Source organism: Streptomyces sp. NPDC043878, from assembly GCF_056435735.1.
Genome location: NZ_JBWKDW010000004.1, coordinates 24,341 through 41,390, shown reverse-complemented (window position 1 = coordinate 41,390; position 17,050 = coordinate 24,341). Strand labels below are relative to the sequence as shown.

The 17,050-nt window shown below is 71.7% G+C and carries 12 protein-coding genes and 2 pseudogenes; 3 read left to right on the top strand and 11 right to left on the bottom strand.

Annotation, left to right across the window (positions count from 1 at the left end; translation table 11 throughout):
- Positions 1–139 precede the first annotated feature (139 nt).
- Positions 140–526 carry a hypothetical protein gene (locus tag AC07AZ_RS07910; protein ID WP_478844940.1) on the bottom strand — a complete coding sequence of 129 codons (387 nt, stop codon included), beginning with the start codon at positions 524–526 and terminating at the stop codon, positions 140–142.
- 174 nt (positions 527–700) lie between these two features.
- The gene (locus AC07AZ_RS07905) at positions 701–2,767 is read right to left on the bottom strand and encodes a SpoIIE family protein phosphatase (RefSeq protein ID WP_478844938.1); all 2,067 of its coding nucleotides are present in this window, start codon (positions 2,765–2,767) and stop codon (positions 701–703) included.
- A 333-nt stretch (positions 2,768–3,100) separates the two neighbouring features.
- Here AC07AZ_RS07905 and AC07AZ_RS07900 point away from each other — a divergent pair, with 333 nt between their 5' ends.
- Entirely contained in the window at positions 3,101–5,797 is a 2,697-nt protein-coding gene (locus AC07AZ_RS07900; protein WP_478844936.1) for a winged helix-turn-helix domain-containing protein, read from the top strand.
- Between the two features lie 166 nt (positions 5,798–5,963).
- Here the strand turns inward: AC07AZ_RS07900 and AC07AZ_RS07895 are convergent.
- Positions 5,964–6,196: pseudogene (locus tag AC07AZ_RS07895) on the bottom strand (IS481 family transposase); the annotation flags it as partial.
- A gap of 181 nt (positions 6,197–6,377) precedes the next feature.
- Here AC07AZ_RS07895 and AC07AZ_RS07890 point away from each other — a divergent pair.
- On the top strand, positions 6,378–7,037 hold the full coding sequence (locus AC07AZ_RS07890) for a TetR/AcrR family transcriptional regulator (RefSeq protein WP_478844934.1): 660 nt from the start codon (positions 6,378–6,380) through the stop codon (positions 7,035–7,037).
- Positions 7,038–7,125: 88 nt separating this feature from the next.
- On the opposite strand, the gene AC07AZ_RS07885 is transcribed toward AC07AZ_RS07890, so the two are convergent.
- From AC07AZ_RS07885 to AC07AZ_RS07850, 8 genes are all read right to left on the bottom strand, one after another.
- A complete protein-coding gene (locus AC07AZ_RS07885; protein WP_478844932.1) occupies positions 7,126–7,932 on the bottom strand; it encodes an amidohydrolase family protein in 807 nt (268 codons plus the stop codon).
- A 10-nt stretch (positions 7,933–7,942) separates the two neighbouring features.
- A complete protein-coding gene (locus AC07AZ_RS07880) occupies positions 7,943–9,070 on the bottom strand; it encodes an alpha/beta hydrolase (RefSeq protein ID WP_478844930.1) in 1,128 nt (375 codons plus the stop codon).
- A 180-nt stretch (positions 9,071–9,250) separates the two neighbouring features.
- A complete protein-coding gene (locus AC07AZ_RS07875) occupies positions 9,251–10,183 on the bottom strand; it encodes a quinone oxidoreductase family protein (RefSeq protein ID WP_478844928.1) in 933 nt (310 codons plus the stop codon).
- A gap of 257 nt (positions 10,184–10,440) precedes the next feature.
- Positions 10,441–11,985 (bottom strand): FAD-dependent monooxygenase, encoded by a 1,545-nt coding sequence (locus AC07AZ_RS07870; RefSeq protein WP_478844926.1) that lies wholly within the window; start codon positions 11,983–11,985, stop codon positions 10,441–10,443.
- Positions 11,986–12,371: 386 nt separating this feature from the next.
- A complete protein-coding gene (locus AC07AZ_RS07865) occupies positions 12,372–13,739 on the bottom strand; it encodes a ferredoxin reductase family protein (protein WP_478844924.1) in 1,368 nt (455 codons plus the stop codon).
- A gap of 49 nt (positions 13,740–13,788) precedes the next feature.
- Complete coding sequence (locus AC07AZ_RS07860; protein WP_478844922.1) at positions 13,789–14,145, bottom strand: DoxX family protein; 357 nt, start codon at positions 14,143–14,145, stop codon at positions 13,789–13,791.
- Between the two features lie 606 nt (positions 14,146–14,751).
- The gene (locus tag AC07AZ_RS07855; RefSeq protein WP_478844920.1) at positions 14,752–16,197 is read right to left on the bottom strand and encodes a glyceraldehyde-3-phosphate dehydrogenase; all 1,446 of its coding nucleotides are present in this window, start codon (positions 16,195–16,197) and stop codon (positions 14,752–14,754) included.
- Positions 16,198–16,224: 27 nt separating this feature from the next.
- Entirely contained in the window at positions 16,225–16,737 is a 513-nt protein-coding gene (locus AC07AZ_RS07850) for a carboxymuconolactone decarboxylase family protein (protein WP_478844918.1), read from the bottom strand.
- A gap of 90 nt (positions 16,738–16,827) precedes the next feature.
- Here AC07AZ_RS07850 and AC07AZ_RS07845 point away from each other — a divergent pair.
- Positions 16,828–16,975 (top strand): annotated as a pseudogene (locus AC07AZ_RS07845) (esterase); the annotation flags it as partial.
- Between the last annotated feature and the right edge of the window lie 75 nt (positions 16,976–17,050).

Genomic DNA, 17,050 nt, shown 5'->3' with positions numbered 1-17,050 from the left:
CAACACCGGCAAGAAGAAAAAAAACAAAACGCCCCCCCCCCCCCCCCCCCCCCCCCCCCCCCCCCCCCCCCCCCCCCCCCCCCCCCCCCCCCCCCTCGGCCGCCCGGTGGGCATCGCCGGACGGGAAACGTCGGACGGTTTACCCGGCCCGGCGGCCGGGCGGGGTGTCCTTGGGGTCCACGCCCGTGTACGCGGAGGCGTCCTTGGTGCCGGCCGGACGCCGGGAACGCCCGTCGCGGCCGGTCGTCTCCCTGCCCTCCTCGCCCTGCTCGGCGTACTCCTCACCGCGCTTGCCGGTGCTCTCGACCGTGTCACCGCGCACGCCCTTGCGCTCCTGCGCGGACTTCGTCCGGCCGGGGCCCGGTTCGCCGGCGTGTTCGTCCGGGTGGAAGGAGCGGTGGGCGCTCGGGTTGTCCTGCTGCCGCGTCTCGTCCACGTCCGGCGACCAGCCGTGCTGTCCTTCACCGTGGTGACGGCTCGGCCCCTCGCCGTGTGACGGCTCGGACGGATGTGGTTTCTTCGCCATGGACCGACCTGCCTGTTTCCGTTTCCGTGGGAGACACGGGTGTCGCGCTCCTCGATGCGTTAATTGTCCCACTTTGGAACGGGTGGGGCATGTGGGCTCACACCATGGGGGTTCCCACCCTGTGGCCTCGGCCATGGAGGTCTACGCCATGTGGGTGGGCGACACGGGATCAGGTCAGAGGGTCTGCTCGGTCCAGATCGTCTTGCCCGGAGCCGTGTACCGGACGCCCCAGGCCTGGGCCAGCTGCGCGGTGATGAACAGCCCGCGGCCGCCCTCGTCGACGCCGGCCGCGTGACGCAGGAGCGGTGCCTCCGCGCCGGCGTCCCGCACCTCGCAGGTCAGCGTCCGGTCACAGATCAGGCGGAGCTCCAGCGGCGGACTGCCGTAGCGGACGGCGTTGGTGACGAGTTCGCTGACGATGAGCCGGGTGTTGAAGGCGGTCTCATCGTCCACGTCCCACTTGGCGAGCTGGTGGCCCGCACGGTGCCGGGCGACGGCCACGGCCGCGGGGTCCCGGTCGAGAGGCCAGGCGACGAACCGGTCGGTGGAGAACGCCCGGGTACGGGCGACGATCACCGCCGCGTCACCTGCTCCGAGCCCCGCCGGGAGGGCGTACACCAGGGCGTCGCAGAGCTCCTGGAGCGGGCGGTCGCGAAGGTCCGGCGCCGAAGCCAGCGGCCCCGAGGACTCGGCGAGGTAGGCGGTGAGGACCGGGTCGCTGGTGAACACCAGAACACTGCCGTCCGGCACCTCGACGTCCGTGGTGGCGAAGGGGGCGCCCTCCGCCGTGCCCAGCCGGGGCCCGCCCGGGGCGGCGGGAAGCGTGACGCTGTGGTCGGGGCGGACGACGACGGGGCCGAGGTGGCCGGCCGTCGCCATCGTGAACCTGCCGGTCACCGGGTCGTGGACGGCGTACACGCAGTCCGCCGTCAGCACCTCCCGGCGGAGCGGATCGCCGAGCGGGAGGTACCCGCGCTCGGTGGCCAGATGCCCCGCCGTGGCGTGCAGCCGGGCGAGGAGCTCGTCGGGCGGGAGGTCGAACGCCGCCAGGGAGCGTACGACCGTACGCAGCTGCCCCATGACCGCGGCCGCGGTCAGCCCGCTCCCCGACACCTTGCCGACGACCAGGGCGGTGCGGGCGCCGGACAGCGCGATGGTGTCGTACCAGGCGCCCGGATCGCCGCCGGTGACGGACAGGTAGGCGGTCTCCAGCGACGGGTGGCTCACCGCGCGGCGCGGGAGCAGTTGCCGCTGGACCGCGGCGGCGACGGTGTGCTCCCGCGTGTAGCGGCGGGCGTTGTCGACGCACAGCGCCGTGTGCGAGGCCAGTTCGGCCGCGAGCTCCCGGTCGGTCTCGTCGAAGGGCGTCGAACGTCCGGTGCGGTACAGACTCACGATGCCGAGGGCCGCGTCGCGCAGTGTCAGGGGCACCACCAGCAGGGAGTGCGCCCGCGCCGAGCGGATCGCCTCCGCGACCGCGGGGTCGACGGACAGCCACGACGGGTCCGGACGCAGCGGCACCACCCGGGGCCGCAGGTCGGCCATGGCCTGGGTGAACGGGGTCGGGGCGGGCAGGCGGCGGACCTCGCCCACCGGACGCGCCTGCGCCGGCCGGGCGTGGACACTGCGGAACGCGGTACGCATCACGGGCATGCCCGTGGGCAGCGGCGCCACCGGTGGTTCGTCGCCGCGGATCACGGCGTCCACCACCTCCACGACCGCGATGTCGGCGAACCCGGGGACCACCGCCTCGACGAGTTCCTCACCGGTCACTGCCGGGTCCAGGGTGCGGCCCACCTTGGCGCGTACGGCGTCCAGCACCACGGTCCGGGCCCTGGCCCGCTCCCGCTCGGTGACGTCGACCGAGGTGAGGGCCACCCCCAGCACCGCTCCGTCCGGACCCTCCAGGCGCAGCGCGGTGACCTCGAACTGACGCTGGGGCGGCGACTCCGCCGCCACGTAAAGGCGCACGACGTGCCGCAGCAGGGGGACGCCGGTGGCCAGCACCTCACCCAGGAGCTCCTCCACGTCCTCCTCGACCATGGCGTAGGCGTCGCGGGCCCGGCGCCCGGCCAGTTCCTGAGCGGGCACGCCCCGCATGGCGGGGGTCGCGGTGTTGATCCGCACCACGCGCAGCTCGGTGTCGAGCAGGTGGAGGCCGATCGGCGACTGCGTGAAGAGCGCCTCCAGCATCGAGACCGCCGTCTCGGCGAAGTGCCGGCCGGGATCGCCGTGGGCCACGGGGATACCTCCGAGCTCGGTCCTGTACGTGCCCCGGTGCGCGGCTCCCGCGAAACCGGGTGCGCCTCCAGAGTGCTCCGAGGCCGTCCCGTGTGCACCCGGAGGCTCCCGCGCACACCGGGCGACCGGAACCCGTCCGCCGTGGTCCGCCACGGCGGACAGGGCGAAACCGGCCGGACCGCACCCCGCCCGCAGGCCCTGAGTCGCGCGGTGCCGCCCGGGAGCGGCGACAGCCGGACCCGGGCGTTCCCGCGGCGCGCGGGTGTGCCGGAACACTGGGATGCTGAGGAAGGAGCGCTGCCCATGATCTGACGAGCAGTGGTGGTGAGCGCCATGGCTGGGTTCGAGAAGAACGATCCGGGATTCACGGCACCGAGCGCGGATCCGCAGGGCGATCCCTTTCTGCGGACCCGGTTCGCCGTTCCGGCCAGGCCCGCCACGTTCCTGCGGCGCGGGCGCCTGGTCAAGCACCTGGACCAGGCTCTCCTGACGCCTCTGACGATGGTCAACGGAGCCGCCGGCGCGGGCAAGACCCTTCTGGTCGCCGACTGGGCCGGCCGACGCGACCGGTCCGTCGCCTGGCTCACCAGCGACGTCGTCGACCAGGGCTGCGGGATGTTCTGGGCCTACCTGCTCCAGTCCCTGCGCGTCTCCGGTGTGCCGCTGCCCGCCGAGGTCGACTTCCCCGCGGACGCCGGTCACGTGGACCACGCCCTCCTCGCCCGGCTCGCCGCCGACCTGAGTGCTCGGGACCGGCCCGTGATCGTGGTGCTCGACGAGTACGACCGGGTCACCGACCCGCAGATCGCGGAGCAGCTGGGATTCGTCCTGCGCAACGCGGGGGCCGGTATGCGCCTGATCCTCGTCACCCGCACGGAACCGCTGCTCCCGCTGCACCGCTACCGGGCGGCGGGGCACCTGACCGAGATCAGGGACGCGGAGCTGGCGTTCACCGCCGAGGAGGCCGCCGCGCTCCTGGACCTGCACGGCCTGTCCCTGCCGGTGCCCGCCGCGCGCGCCCTGGTGGAGCGCACCCGGGGCTGGGCCGCGGGGCTGCGGCTGTGCGCGCTGGCCGCCCGCGAGCGCCCGGACCCCGAGCGGTACCTCAAGGAGTTCGAGGCCGACCGCACCACCGTCGCCGACTTCCTCCTGGCGGAGGTGCTGCGGCGGCAGACCCCCGAGACGCAGGACCTCCTGCTGCGGGTCAGTGTCCTGGACCGGTTCTGCCCCGAGCTGGCGAACGTGCTGACGGAGCGCACCGACGCCGAGCCCATCCTGGCCGCGCTGCGCCGCGAGAACGCCTTCGTCGAGGACCTCGGGCACACCTGGTGCCGTCTGCATCCGCTGTTCGCGGAGATCCTCCGGGCACACCTGCGTGAGCGTTCCCCCGGTCTCGAGCCCGAACTGCACCTGCGGGCCGCCCGGTGGCTGCGCCGCTTTGGCTCCCTCACGGAGAGCCTCGGGCACGGGGCGGCAGCGGGCGACTGGGAGTTCACCGCCGACGCTCTCGTCGACGACCTGGCCATCGGGCAGCTCTTCACCGGCCTGCGCTGCGACGACCTGGCCGAGCTGTTCTCCCGGATGGGCCCCGAGGCCAGGAGTCCCGCCACCGACCTGGTCCGCGCGGCCCGTGAGCTGTCCAGCTGCGAACTCGACCGCGGCCTGACCCATCTGCGGCACGCGGAGCGCGGCTTGGCGGAGGAACCGGAGCCGGGGCGGCACCCGGACGGGCTGGCGGCGGCCCGGCTCAGCTGCGCCCTGCTCGAAGCGCTGGCGGCCAGACTCACCGGCTCACCCCGACGGGCGGAGCTCGCGGCGGAGTCGGCCGGCAGACTGTGGGACCAGGTTCCGGCGCACCTGCTCGACAGGCATCCCGAACTCACCGCCCTCCTGCTGACCCATCTCGGTTCGACCCGGCTGTGGGCCGGACGGTTCGAGGACGCGCGTACCGTCCTCGCCACGGTGGCCGAGGGCTCCGGCGGGGCCGCCACAGCGCTCCCGCGTGAGGACTCCCTGGGCCGCCTGGCACTGATCGACTACCTGAACGGCTGGCTCGGCAGGGCGGAGCGCAAGGCCGTGGAGGCGCTGGCCGAGACCGAGCGGTTCAGCCTGTCGCAGCCCTCCGGCTCCGGTGTCGGACGGCTCGTCCTGGCCGCCGTCGCCGTCGACCGCGACGAACTGGACCGGGCACAGAGCCTCCTCGACGGGGCGGCCGACTCCCACCCGGCGATGCGGGACCCGGTGATGGAGGCGGGGCGGACCATCGCGACCGCGGGTCTGCTGCTGGCCCGCGGCCACGCACAGGCCGCGCTCGACCGGGTGGACACGGCTGTCACCGCCGCGGTGGCCTCACCGTGGGCGGAAGGCCGTACGGCCCTGGTCGCCGCCGCCGCACACCTGGCCGAGGGGCGCCCGGAGACGGCCGTCAAGCTGCTGCGTGCGGTGCCCGAGGACCAGGTGGCGTGTGCCGTGGGCGCGGCACGGGCCCGGCTCGCAGCGGGGGAGCGGGGCGCGGCGCTCGACCTCCTCGACCGGGTGCGCGATGAGGGCCGCCTCGGCCCGGCGGTGACCGTGTGCGCGGCGCTGGTCAGGGCGCAGGACGCGGAGCAGAGCGGGGACTCGGCCACCTCGCGCCGGCTCGTCGCGCAGGCTCTGCGGGAGGCGCGGCAGGAACGGCTGCGGCGCCCCTTCCTGGAGGCCGGGGCGTGGCTCCAGCCGCTGCTGAACGCGGAGCCGCTGCGGCGGCTGGCGGAGGGCTGGCTGTTGCCCGGCGCGCCCCCGCAGGGCGGTCGGACCCGGCCCGAGGAGCGGCCGGAGGAGCGGTTCCCGCAGGTCGTGGAGGAGCTCAGCGGTCGCGAGCACGACGTGCTGGAACGGCTGGCGCAGATGATGTCGACGGAGGAGATCGCAGCCGAGCTCTACGTGTCGGTGAACACGGTCAAGACCCACCTCAAGAGCGTCTACCGGAAGCTGGGGGTCAACCGGCGCAACGACGCGGTCCGACGCGCACGCGAACGGGGCCTGCTGTGAGCACCCGGGTGACCACACGGCCGTGACCCTCGCGCCCATGGCGAGTGCGAGGGCCGCCAGGCGGCACGGCCGGTTCACAGGGTCTCGGCCCGGACCCTGCCGGAGCGGGCGGCGGCGCCCAGCGTCTCGAGGTCCCGCTCGTTCTGGTCGGGGGTGCGCCTGGGTGGCCCAGGACCCTGTGTCCGCCGCCGTCGGGATGTCGCCGAGCCTCTTGATGTCGACGTGCACCGGCTCGCCGGGCCGCCCGCGTTCGTGGCTGGCGTACGACCTGGCCGGTGGCCCGGTCCAGGTGGGTGAGTCGGCCAGGCCGTAGCGGGTCAGGACACGGTGCACGGTCGAGGGCACCAGTCGCAGCGGGTGCGCGATGCGGGCGGGTCCCCACCGGCGCGGGACGCGGACCGTGCCGCCATCTGAAACGGATACGATAAGGCCGAAACTCCTGTTCTGGATACCTGTCCTCAATGGATCTGGCCGAGAGGGTGACCGCTTCATGGCTTCGGAGGGCCAGTCCGTTCCGGGAAGTCCTGCCTGGTGGGCGAGCCGGACGCCCGCCCCTGCGTACCGGCGAGGGCGTCCCCCGATGGACGCCGGCCGGATCGTCGCCACGGCCCTGAAGCTCATCGACGACGTCGGGATCCAGGCGCTGACCCTGCGCATGCTCGCCGAAACCCTGAACTCGGGCACGGCGACGCTCTACCGGCACTTCAACGGCAAGGACGAACTCCTCGCTCTTGTCGCCGACAGAATCCTGGGCGAAGTCCGCGTCCCACCCGAGGAGTTGGACGGCCTGCCCTGGCGGGAAGCCGTGAGTGTCGCGGCGGAGGCGCTGTACGGCACGCTGTGCCGGCACCCCAACGCGATTTCCTTGCTGGCGGCCCAGGTGCCCGTCGGCCCCAACGGCCTCCGCGGCAGGGAACGGCTCATCACCCTGTTCCTGGGGCACGGGTTCCCCGTCGGCCTGGCCGCCCGCGCGTTCACGGCCATCGGCCATTATGTGATCGGCTTCGCCATCCAGCAGCACGGCCCCGGGACGCCACGCCCCGAGGACCAGGCGCAACTGCGGGACTACTACCACTCCCTTGACCCGGTCGCGTTTCCGGCCACGATGGCTGCGGCCGACGAGTTGACCTCCGTACCGCTGCACGAGGAGTTCCGGTTCGGCCTGGACCTGCTGCTCGATGGGCTGGAAAAGGCCAGACTCAACTCGTCGCACGAGCCTGCCGAAGTCGGGGGGCACTGAGCTCGGCGGTATGCGACCGTGGTCCCGGAGGGCTCTCCTTCCCTCCGGGACCACGGCGACGTGGCAGCCGCGTCGACCGTTTCGCTGCTCAGTGCCAGCCGATCCAGTCGGCCACGGCGCGGCCCATGACGAGTTCCAGGTCGCGGCCTCGCAGCCAGTGCAGCTCCTCGGTGAACATCGTCACGGCCTCGCGCCATGTGCACTGCAGCCGCGTGATGTCGGTGCCCCAGAACATTCGCTCGGCGCCGTACGCGTCGAAGACCTGGCGCAGCACGGCGTGTGTGCCGGCGAACGGGTACGGGTCGGTCGCCATGCCCGGGACGCCCGTCGCCTTGACCGCGATGTTGGGGTGGCGCGCGAGGGCGAGGAGGGTGTCGAGGTGCGCGGTCGCGTCGGGCAGCTTCTGAAAGGGGTTGGCCGCCAGGTGGTCGATCATCACGCGCATGTGCGGGAACCGCTCGGCGATGTCGCCGACGGCGGGCAGGTACGGGGGCATCACCATGAGGCCCACGGGGATCCTCCGCCGGTCGGCGGCCGCCCACAGCCAGTCGAGGCCGCCCGACGCGAGGCGGTCGGCCATCTCCGGCGCCGCCAGCATGAACCGCAGGCCCAGCATGCCGGGTTTGTCCAGCCACGCGTCGACGAGGGACGCGTCCGCGGCCTGGTCGAGGGGGAACCAGCCGAGCGTCGCGAACCGCTCGGGATGCTGTTTCGCCGCCTCCACCGCGTAGTCGTTCGCGTCGGCATCCCAGATCGCCGGACAGTTGACCGCGCGGTCCACCCCGGCCTCGTCCATGTCACGCAGCGCGGTGTCGACGGTGTACGGCGCGCGCCAGTGGTGCGGCGGCGCGCTCTGGCCGGCCCAGAGGTGGATCTGGGCGTCGATGATCTGCACGAGGGTCCTCTCAGTTCGCGATCACAGGGCTCGGCAGGCCGCACAGGCGCGCTGTCATCCAGTCGGCTATGAGTACGTCGCGGTCGTATCTGTGGTTGTAGACGCAGTGATTGCCGTCGGAGAAGACGAGCATCTGTTTGTCGTCCGTGGGGGCGCCCTGCAGAAGGAGCTGCGCGAGGTCCATTGAGATCATGGGGTCCTTGCCGCCCTGCACGACCAGAAGCGGGTAGCCGGAGTTCGGTCCGTCGGCGAGCGGGGTGACGGTCTTCCAGACGTCCACCGCTGCGTCCGCGTCGGTGGTGCCGCAGGCGGCCACCATCTTTGAGAAGAAGGTCCCCATGGTCGGCGGCACGAGCCACGGGGCGTGGATGCCGCCGTTGTCGACGCACGCCCGGATCCGGGTGTCCTGCGCTGCGACAGCCATGGCGACGCTGCCTCCCATGCTGTTGCCGATGAAGCCGATCGGGCGGCCCGGCCGGCGCCGGTCGAGGAAGTCGACGGCTCGCCCGTACGCGTCGCGCCAGTGAGCAGTGAGGTAGTGCGCGTGTGTGAACCTTGTTTCGCCCTGCCCCGGGCCGTCGAGCAGGAGCGCGTCGATGCCCCGTGCCGCGAGCGCCTCGCCGAGGCTGTCGAAATCCATGGCCCAGCCCTCGACGCCACCCATGACGATGGCCGAACCGACTGCGGTGCCGCCTGCGGGGACGAGCCACCCCGCCAACGGACCACGGCCGGTTTCGATCATGACGCGCTCGCGGTCACCACTCGGTTCGGCGGCCCGCGCGTAGAGCTCGGCGGCCCGCGAGAAGATCGCCCGGCGCTCGGCGGTGTCGGACAGCATCATCATCTGACTCATGCGCAGCAGGGCCGACGTGCGACGCAGGTACCCGATCCGGGTGGGCCTCCCGGCGGCCCCAGGAGCAGCCTCAACCCGGCGCAGGCACAGGTCCGCCAGCTCCGTGGCGGCCGAGCGCCAGTCCTGCCCGTCGACCACGCGGGCACGCAGCTCGATGGCATCCGCGTGATCGACGCCGTAGCCGGTCATGCGTTCCAGCGAGAACTGGCGCAGCGCTGCCTGCGATTCGCCCGAGAGCCCCGACGTGGCATCCTCCGTCTCCGCGCGGCTGCCGACGAAGTTCAAGGTCACGACCGGGGCCAAGCGGCCCTCGGTGACCTCCTGCTCTGCTGACATTCGTGAAGCTCCTCCTGTTCGGCGTGGGCCCCCGCAGCCTCCGTGCTCGAAGACGCGTCCGGCCGTCCGCTCGGCCCGGGTTCGGCGCTTCGGCCGATGTGGACACCCGGACGCGCAATCCGGTGCGTGTCAGGGGACGAGGACGATGCGGTCGGTGGTGTGGGCGGCGGTGGTCCACGCGTGTTCGACGTCGGCGAGGGGGAGGGCGCGGGCCCTGACGTCGAACGCGCCCTGGGCGACGGCGGATGCGAGTTTGGGGAGTTCCTTGACGAAGTCGCGGCCGGGGACGGCGCCGATGCCGGATCCGACGATCTGCAGCCGTGTCGAGCGCAGCGCCGCGGAGGGGATGGGGGCGGTCGGGCCGGCGACCGAGCCGATCTCGATCCAGGTGAGCGGTGCGCTGCGGTCGGTGCGGGCGGTGAGCATGTCGGCCATGGCGCGGGCGGTGGGCTCACCCCACACGTAGTCGATGACGACGTCGACGTCGGCGGCCCGGGCGAGGTCGTCGAAGGTGCAGGTTTCGTCGGCGCCGAGGGCCGGCAGTTCGGCGAGGCGGGCGGTGTCGCGTCCGGCCGCGATCACGTGCGCGGCGCCGAACCGCTTCGCGACCTGGATCGCCATCCGGCCGGCGTTTCCGGTCGCGCCCAGGATGAGGACGCGCTGTCGGCGTGCGAAGTCGATGCGTCGGCGCAGCGCGACCCAGGACGACATCACGGGGTTCATCGCCGCCGCGACCTGGACGGGATCGGTTCCCTCGGGGAGGACGACGCTGCGGCGGAGGTCGATCACGGTGCGCTCGGCCATGGTGCCCAGGACGGTGTCGTCGAGGACGGTGTACCGGATACGGCCCTTGGGGTCGCGTACGACGCCGTCGATGCCCGGGACGAGCGGGAGCTCGTCGGTGCTGGAGTAGTGCGAACCGGCCGCCTGGGAGCGGACACGCGGGTGGAGGCCGGCCGCGAGGACCTCGACGACGACCTCGTCGGGCTCCCGGGCGACAGGATCCGGGTGATCGCAGTACCGCGGTGGGGCATCGAACGACGTGACAACCGCTGCATGCACGACAAAAACCTCCAGTGGTCAGAACTCGGCGGTGCCGACGAAGGCGCGGCACCCCTGTGTGCGGTCCCGTTCGCCGAACGGCCGGCGGGCACAGCGAGGACGTACAGGGGACCGACCGGATGTCCCGCAAGGAACCGAGGGATGAAGACGGATGGACCAGCTCAACGACGGTGCCCGGCCCGTAGGGAACCGGCGGTAGGAGGTACTGCCGAGGGGTCACCTGGGAAGTTCGCCGGCGCATACGGGAAGCGGGTGCTTCACATGGTCTGCGGGTTCCGCTGCCGACCTGTCCCTGTCCGCGCGTCCAGGGTGAATGCCTTGGCCGCGTTGGCGAAGGAGGCCACCCAGTCGGTTGTGATGACGCTGCCGACGTATCCGTCGGGCCGGATCAGGATCAGCGCGTCGCCCTCGACGCCGTAGATGTCGGTCAGTTGGCCGGTGGCGTCGGTGAGGTAGCCACTGTCGATTCCGCGCCCGGTGCGCACTGCGTAGCGGCGCAGTTCGGCACCCTCAGCCGGCCACGTCAGAGTGGGCAATGCTGCGGTGGCCTTGGGGCCGAAGGCGAGCAGGGTGAAGTGCGGTCCTCGGTAGACGTCGAACAGGCGGCGGGTGCCGGGTGCGGTGCACGGCGCGTCCGGTGCCCGGTCGCCCGCGTGCAGGGTTCTGGTGGCCGGCGCGTCAGCGGGGGCGAGCGGGCCGCCGTGGTAGGTGAGTCCGAGCTGGCGCTCTTCGTCTCCGCGCTTGAGACCGGCGACGCGGTGTTTGCTGAGGCTCTGGTAGAGCTCGCTGGACTTGCCGAGGACGCCCGCGGCGATGGGGAGGCGTTCGGCCTCGTAGCTGTCGAGCAGGCTGTCCGGTGCGCCGGCGATGACCTGGCCGAGCTTCCAGCCCAGGTTGTAGGCGTCCTGCACACCGGTGTTGAGGCCCTGCGCGCCGGCCGGGGTGTGCACGTGGGCGGCGTCGCCTGCCAGGAAGACGCGGCCCTGGCGGTAGTGCTCGACGAGTCGGACGTTGGGCCGGAACGCCGAGACCCAGGTGATGTCGCGGAGCTTGAGGCCGGTGAGCGTGTGGAACTGCTCGGCCAGGGCGGCATGATCGAGGTTCGGTGTGTCGCCCGCCTTCAGCCGGATCATCACCTGGAACTGGTCGGAGTGCGGCAGCGGGCATGCTCCTGCGGACGCGCGGGGCCACATGTGCCACCGGTCGCGGGACAGGCCGTCGATCGTGCAGTCGATGATGAGGGTCTTGTCGGAGTCGTCGGTCTCGCCGACGAAGCCGAGACCGGTGGCCACGCGGACGGCGCTCGCGCCGCCGTCGGCGCCGACGAGGTACTTGCCGCGCACCTGCTCGCCGGTGGAGAGCGTGGCGGTGACGCCGTCCGCGTCCTGCTCGAAGCCTTCCAGGGCGACCCCGTACTCGATGCTCAGTCCGAGACGTTCGAGCAGGCGGTGCAGGATGGCGTCGGTCCGGTGCTGCGGCAGCAGCAGGATGTTCGGGTAGGGGACGTCCGGGGTCGGCTTGCTCCGCTGCTGCATCTTCCACGGCGCGGTGACAGGCCCGACGTGGAGTCCCGCGAGCGGGTAGGGACCACCCTCCGCTTGCGCCTCATGCAGTACACCGAAGTCCTCGAGAACCTCCTGGGTACGGGGCTGGATCCCCTTGGCGCGTGAGCCCTCGAAGGCATGCGGCGCCTTGTTGACGACACGGACGCGCAGTCCGCGCCGTAGCAGGTCGGCAGCCAGGGTGGAGCCGGTCGGGCCGGCTCCCGCGACGAGGACGTCGATGTCGTGGGGTTCTGTCATGGTGCTCGACCTCAATCGACTCTCTGGAACAGGGCGGCGATCGACCGCGGCGCTGTGGGGATCTTCGAACTGGACCATGCGTCCGCACTGGGCGGCGGCGGATGGCACTCGACTGAAGGGAGTAGTTCCCGGTCGGCGTCGACCGTCCGGGGCGTCTCGCCTCCCAGGTATTGGCTACGGTGTAGCCGATATCTTTCGGATACACCGTAGCCGTTTACGGGGGAGGGGGCAAGCGGAGGGGGTCGGTGGTCGGGCATGCTCAGCGCCGTCGTGGTGTGAGGGCCGGGGTGTGGTTGCAGTTGATCGTGTGAGGGCGCGGCCTGTCAGGCGGCCGGATCACGGTGAAGCCGAGTTGTTGGCGGCGAGACAAGGGGAGATGGCCGGGTTCAGCGGAAGGTGAAGTGCTCGGCGTGGACGTGGTTGCGGGGGATGCCCTGGCGGTGGAGATCGCGGCTGAGGTCTTCGACCATGGACGCGGGGCCGCAGAGGAAGATGTGGGTGTCCGGGGTGAGCGGTCCGGCGGCTGCCCGGATCCCGTCGGCGGTCAGGCGGCCCTGGCCGCGGCTGAACGTCGGGTGGAGCCGGAGAGCGGGGAGGCGCTCGGCGGCCGCGGTGAGTTCCGGGAGGAACGGTGCGGCGTCGGCGCTGGGAGCGCAGTAGAACAGGTCGGCACGGGGGAGCGTGTCGCTCGGGTGGGTGAGCCAGCCCAGGAAGGGAGCGACGCCGATGCCACCGGCGATCCAGATCTGGCGGGATCCGCCCAGGGTGTGGTCGAACATGCCGTACGGGCCGTTGAGGGTGGCGGGCAGTCCTTCGCGCACGTCCGTGCAGAGCCTGCGGGTGTCGCGGCCGAGGGCGCGGATGGTGAGACGGACCGAGCCGTCGGGCTGGACTCCGGCCACGCTGAAGGGGTGTTCGCGCCAGGCCCGGCGGCCGCCGACGCGCAGGTAGACGAACTGACCACCTGTCAGGGGCAGCGCGTCCGGGCTGGTGGGAGTCAGAGTGAGGTCGACGATGTCGGGCGCGGGCCGTTCGACGCGGCGGATGGTGTAGTCGGCCCGGGGCTCCCTGCGGCGAAGCACCAGTTCGTCGTAGGCGTAGGCGGCCATGCCGGCGCTGGCCATGGTGACGTAGACGGCCAGGAGAATCGTGGACCCGTTGATGACGAGGTCGAGGAACCAGCCGTGCATGAGAGCGGACAGGAGCAGCAGGCCGGTGAGGCGGTGCAGGAAGAGCCAGCGCTCGTAGGGCAGCCGCAGTATGCGACTGACCTGGCCGAGGGAGACGACGATGAGCGCGAGCAGGCCGATTGCGGAGACGGCGCCGAGGAGGTGCCCCATCCCCACGAGCTGGGCGGCCCGGGGGGTGCCGGCGTAGGCACTTGCGCTCCCGTCGAAGCCGGAGAGGAAATGGAGGAGGAGGTGGGGGGTGAGCAGGAGCATCGACAGCAGGGCGTACTGCTTGTGCCGCAGATACATGCGGTCCAGGCCGCCGAACCACTGCTCCAGCCATGGCAGCCGGGTGGCCAGCACCAGAGTGACCGACATCAGGTATGCGGCGCCCACGCCGGCGAACTCGCCCACGAAATACGCGGTGTGGATGCCGTCCGGGCGGAGCCAGTCCCAGGCCAGGTAGAGGACAACGGCGACAGCCGCCACCGTCAGCGGGCCGGCGTGGCGCTTCTTCAGGCGCACGTCCACGGGAGCGCGCGTTATCCGGACGGCGTAGAAGGCCATCGCGATCAGAAAGGGCATGGTCGGCCTTTCGGCGTGCAGGAAGGGCTACGACGCGTCGTAGCCGGGCTCACCCGGATGCGCCCAGGTGGAGGGCCAGGTGGACGGCGACGAGCAGTGCGGTCACCATTGCGGCTGCGTACTTCTGCGGCCCGTCGCCCTGGCGGACGTGGATGATGACGGCGCCGACGAGCAGGGCCAGCAACCCGGCACCGGCGGCCGTGCCGAGGATCGGTACCGCCAGGCCCAGCAGCGCACCGGCCGCACCGGCGATCTCCAGTGCCCCGATACGCCGGTAGGCCGTGGTGGACATGCCGGACTCTGCGGCCAGTGCACGCATCGGAGCCAGGGCCGGCAGCTTGGCCACGCCCAGCGAGGCGAAGAACACCGCGAGGAGCACGGCAAGGGCTGTCGATACGACGTTCATGATGGCTCCGGCGCTCGATGCCTCAGGTTCTTGTTCATCCGGCGTCGCTGACGCGGGAGCGGTGCCGGTCAGTTCATCGCGCTGCCGTCGGCGGCCGCCGTGATCCAGACAACACAGCTCTGCGCGCCGTGTAGCGTGCAGCTCGTTTCGACCGCCTAGGTGTCGGCGAGGGGGTCGGCGCCTCATCACTGTAACGGATACATCGTTGCCGTTAAAGGGGGTGCGCCGGGCGGCCTCGCTGACGTTGGCGCAGGGTGCTCGACCGTACGGCGGGCCCGAATCTGATGGCTGAAACCATGGCGCGGCCTTGAAGGTGGCGTTCAGTGCCTCGGTCATCGCGTCGTCAACGAGGCCGCGACCGAGTCGACGGAGGCTGAGGCGACGATGTCGGCGAGCCGGTCGCTATGCCGAATCAATACGTATTGACTGCCCACGCCCGAACGATGAACCAACCCTGGTCCAGCGGGAGTTCAGGCGCGGTCGCGGCGCCACAAGGCCAGGCCGAGGGCGTCGAGGACGAGCGTGGCCCGCTTGCGGGCGGCGGCGGACCAGTGCGCATCTCGCACCCGCGTCGCGCACTGATCCGCGGATCCTGCAGCGCGCCGGTCAGACGGCCGGCGAGGGGTAGGTCGGGTACTCGACCCCGGAGACGTGCTGGACGACACGGATGACCTGGCAGGAGTAGCCGAACTCGTTGTCGTACCAGAGGTAGAGGATCGCGTTGTCGCCGTCGACCTTGGTGGCGCCGGCGTCGACGATCGAGGCGTGGCGTGAGCCCATGAAGTCGCTCGACACCGCGTCGGGGGCGGTGGTGAAGTCGATCTGGCGCTTCAGCGGCGAGGTCAGCGACACGTTGCGGAGGTACTCCAGGACGTCCTCGCGCGTGGTCTCACGGCCGAGCCGCAGGCTGAGGATCGCGATCGACACGTCGGGCACCGGGACACGGATCGAGCTGCCGGTGATCGGTGCCTTGAGGTCGGGCAGCGCCTTGGCGACGGCGGAGGCGGCACCGGTCTCGGTGATGACCATGTTCAGCGGCGCGGAGCGCCCGCGGCGGTCGGCCTTGTGGTAGTTGTCCAGCAGGTTCTGGTCGTTGGTGAACGAGTGGACCGTCTCCACGTGGCCGCGGAGCACGCCGTACTCGTCGGCCATCGCCTTCAGCGGCGGGACGATCGCGTTGGTGGTGCAGGAGGCGCAGGACAGGATCTGCTCGTCCGGCTTGATCGTGTCGTGGTTGACGCCGTGCACGATGTTGGGGACGTCGCCCTTGCCCGGCGCGGTCAGGACCACCTTGTCGATACCGGGGCGCAGGTGCTGCGACAGGCCCTCCCGGTCACGCCACCGGCCCGTGTTGTCGATGAGGATGGCGTCCTTGATGCCGTACGCCGTGTAGTCGACCTCCGACGGGTCGCCCGCGTAGATCACCTTGATCTCGTTGCCGTTGGCGACGATCGTGCCGCTCGCCTCGTCGACGGTGATCGTGCCCTGGAACTGACCGTGGATGGAGTCGCGGCGCAGCAGCGAGGCCCGCTTGACGATGTCCTGGTCCCCGCCCCGGCGCACCACGATGGCGCGCAGCCGCAGGCCGTTGCCGGAGCCCGACTTCTCGATGAGCAGGCGGGCCACGAGACGGCCGATGCGGCCGAAGCCGTAGAGGACGACGTCGCGCGGCGCGCGGCGCTCGACCCGGTCGGCACCGGTGGCACCGGCGACGGCCTCGGCGGTGAACTCCTCCACCGTGAGGCCGCGGCCGTCGGCCCGGTGCGTTGCCGCGAGCATGCCGATGTCGATCTGGGACGGCCCGAGATCGAGAGCGGTGAGCGCCCGCAGGAACGGCAGGGTCTCGGTGACCGAGAGCTCCTCGCCGGCGATCTGCCGGGCGAAGCGGTGGGTCTTGAGGATGCTGACCACTGACTTGTTCACCAGGGAGCGGCTGTGCAGCAGGACCGTCACGTCCCGCTCGCGGTGCAGCTTCCCGATGATCGGGATCATGGACTCCGCGATCTCCTCGCGGTGCTTCCAGTTGGTGAACGAGTCGTCGTTGACAGTCACAGAGTTATCTTTCGAGCTAGGGGGCGCTCATATGCTAACCCCATGGCTCGGACCCGTTTCGGGGGGCCTCCGGACCGGGTGCCTGCTCATGATGGAGACGCGGTTGAAGGCGTTGATGGTGACCGCGACCCAGATCACCGCGGCTATCTCGTCGTCGCCGAACACCTCGCGCGCACCGGCGTAGGCGGTGTCCTGGGCGGCCCGGTCGGCCGGGGCGGTGGTCGCTTCGGCCAGCGCGAGCGCCGCGCGTTCCCGCTCGGAGAAGAGCTCCGTGTCGCGCCAGGCCGGCAGCACGCCCAGGCGCTGCGTCGTCTCGCCCGCCCGCAGCGCCGCGCCGGTGTGCAGGCTCAGGCAGTAGGCGCAGCCGTTGACCTGGGAGACGCGGAGGTTGATCAGCTCCACGAGCCTGCGGTCCAGGCCCGCGTCGGCCGCGGTCGCGCGCACCGCCTCGGACGTCTGGACCAGGGCGTGGTACGGCTTCGGACTCTGCTTGTCGATGTAGACGCGCCGGTCCGCTCGGCCCTGCGTGGTGTCGCTCAACCCGGTCTCCTCGTGGACGTGTGGGATGGGTGGGGGCATGAGGGAACGCGCCGGCCCGCTGGACGACGCGGCCCGCGCGTCTCGCCCCCCAACAAGCTCCGCCAGGCCGGCGTCCCCGTCACCGCCGTCTGCTTCCAGGGCATCATCCACGACTTCGTCACCCGCCCTGCGCCAGGCCCACGCCGAAGCCGTCACCCTCGCCGTCACCACCCCGCGCACCGCCCTCCCCACCGACTGACGGCTCCCCTGGCTCATCGTGGGGGTGCGGGCCGACCGCCGGTAGGGGCGGCCGATTCGTCGGCGACCCGAGGGT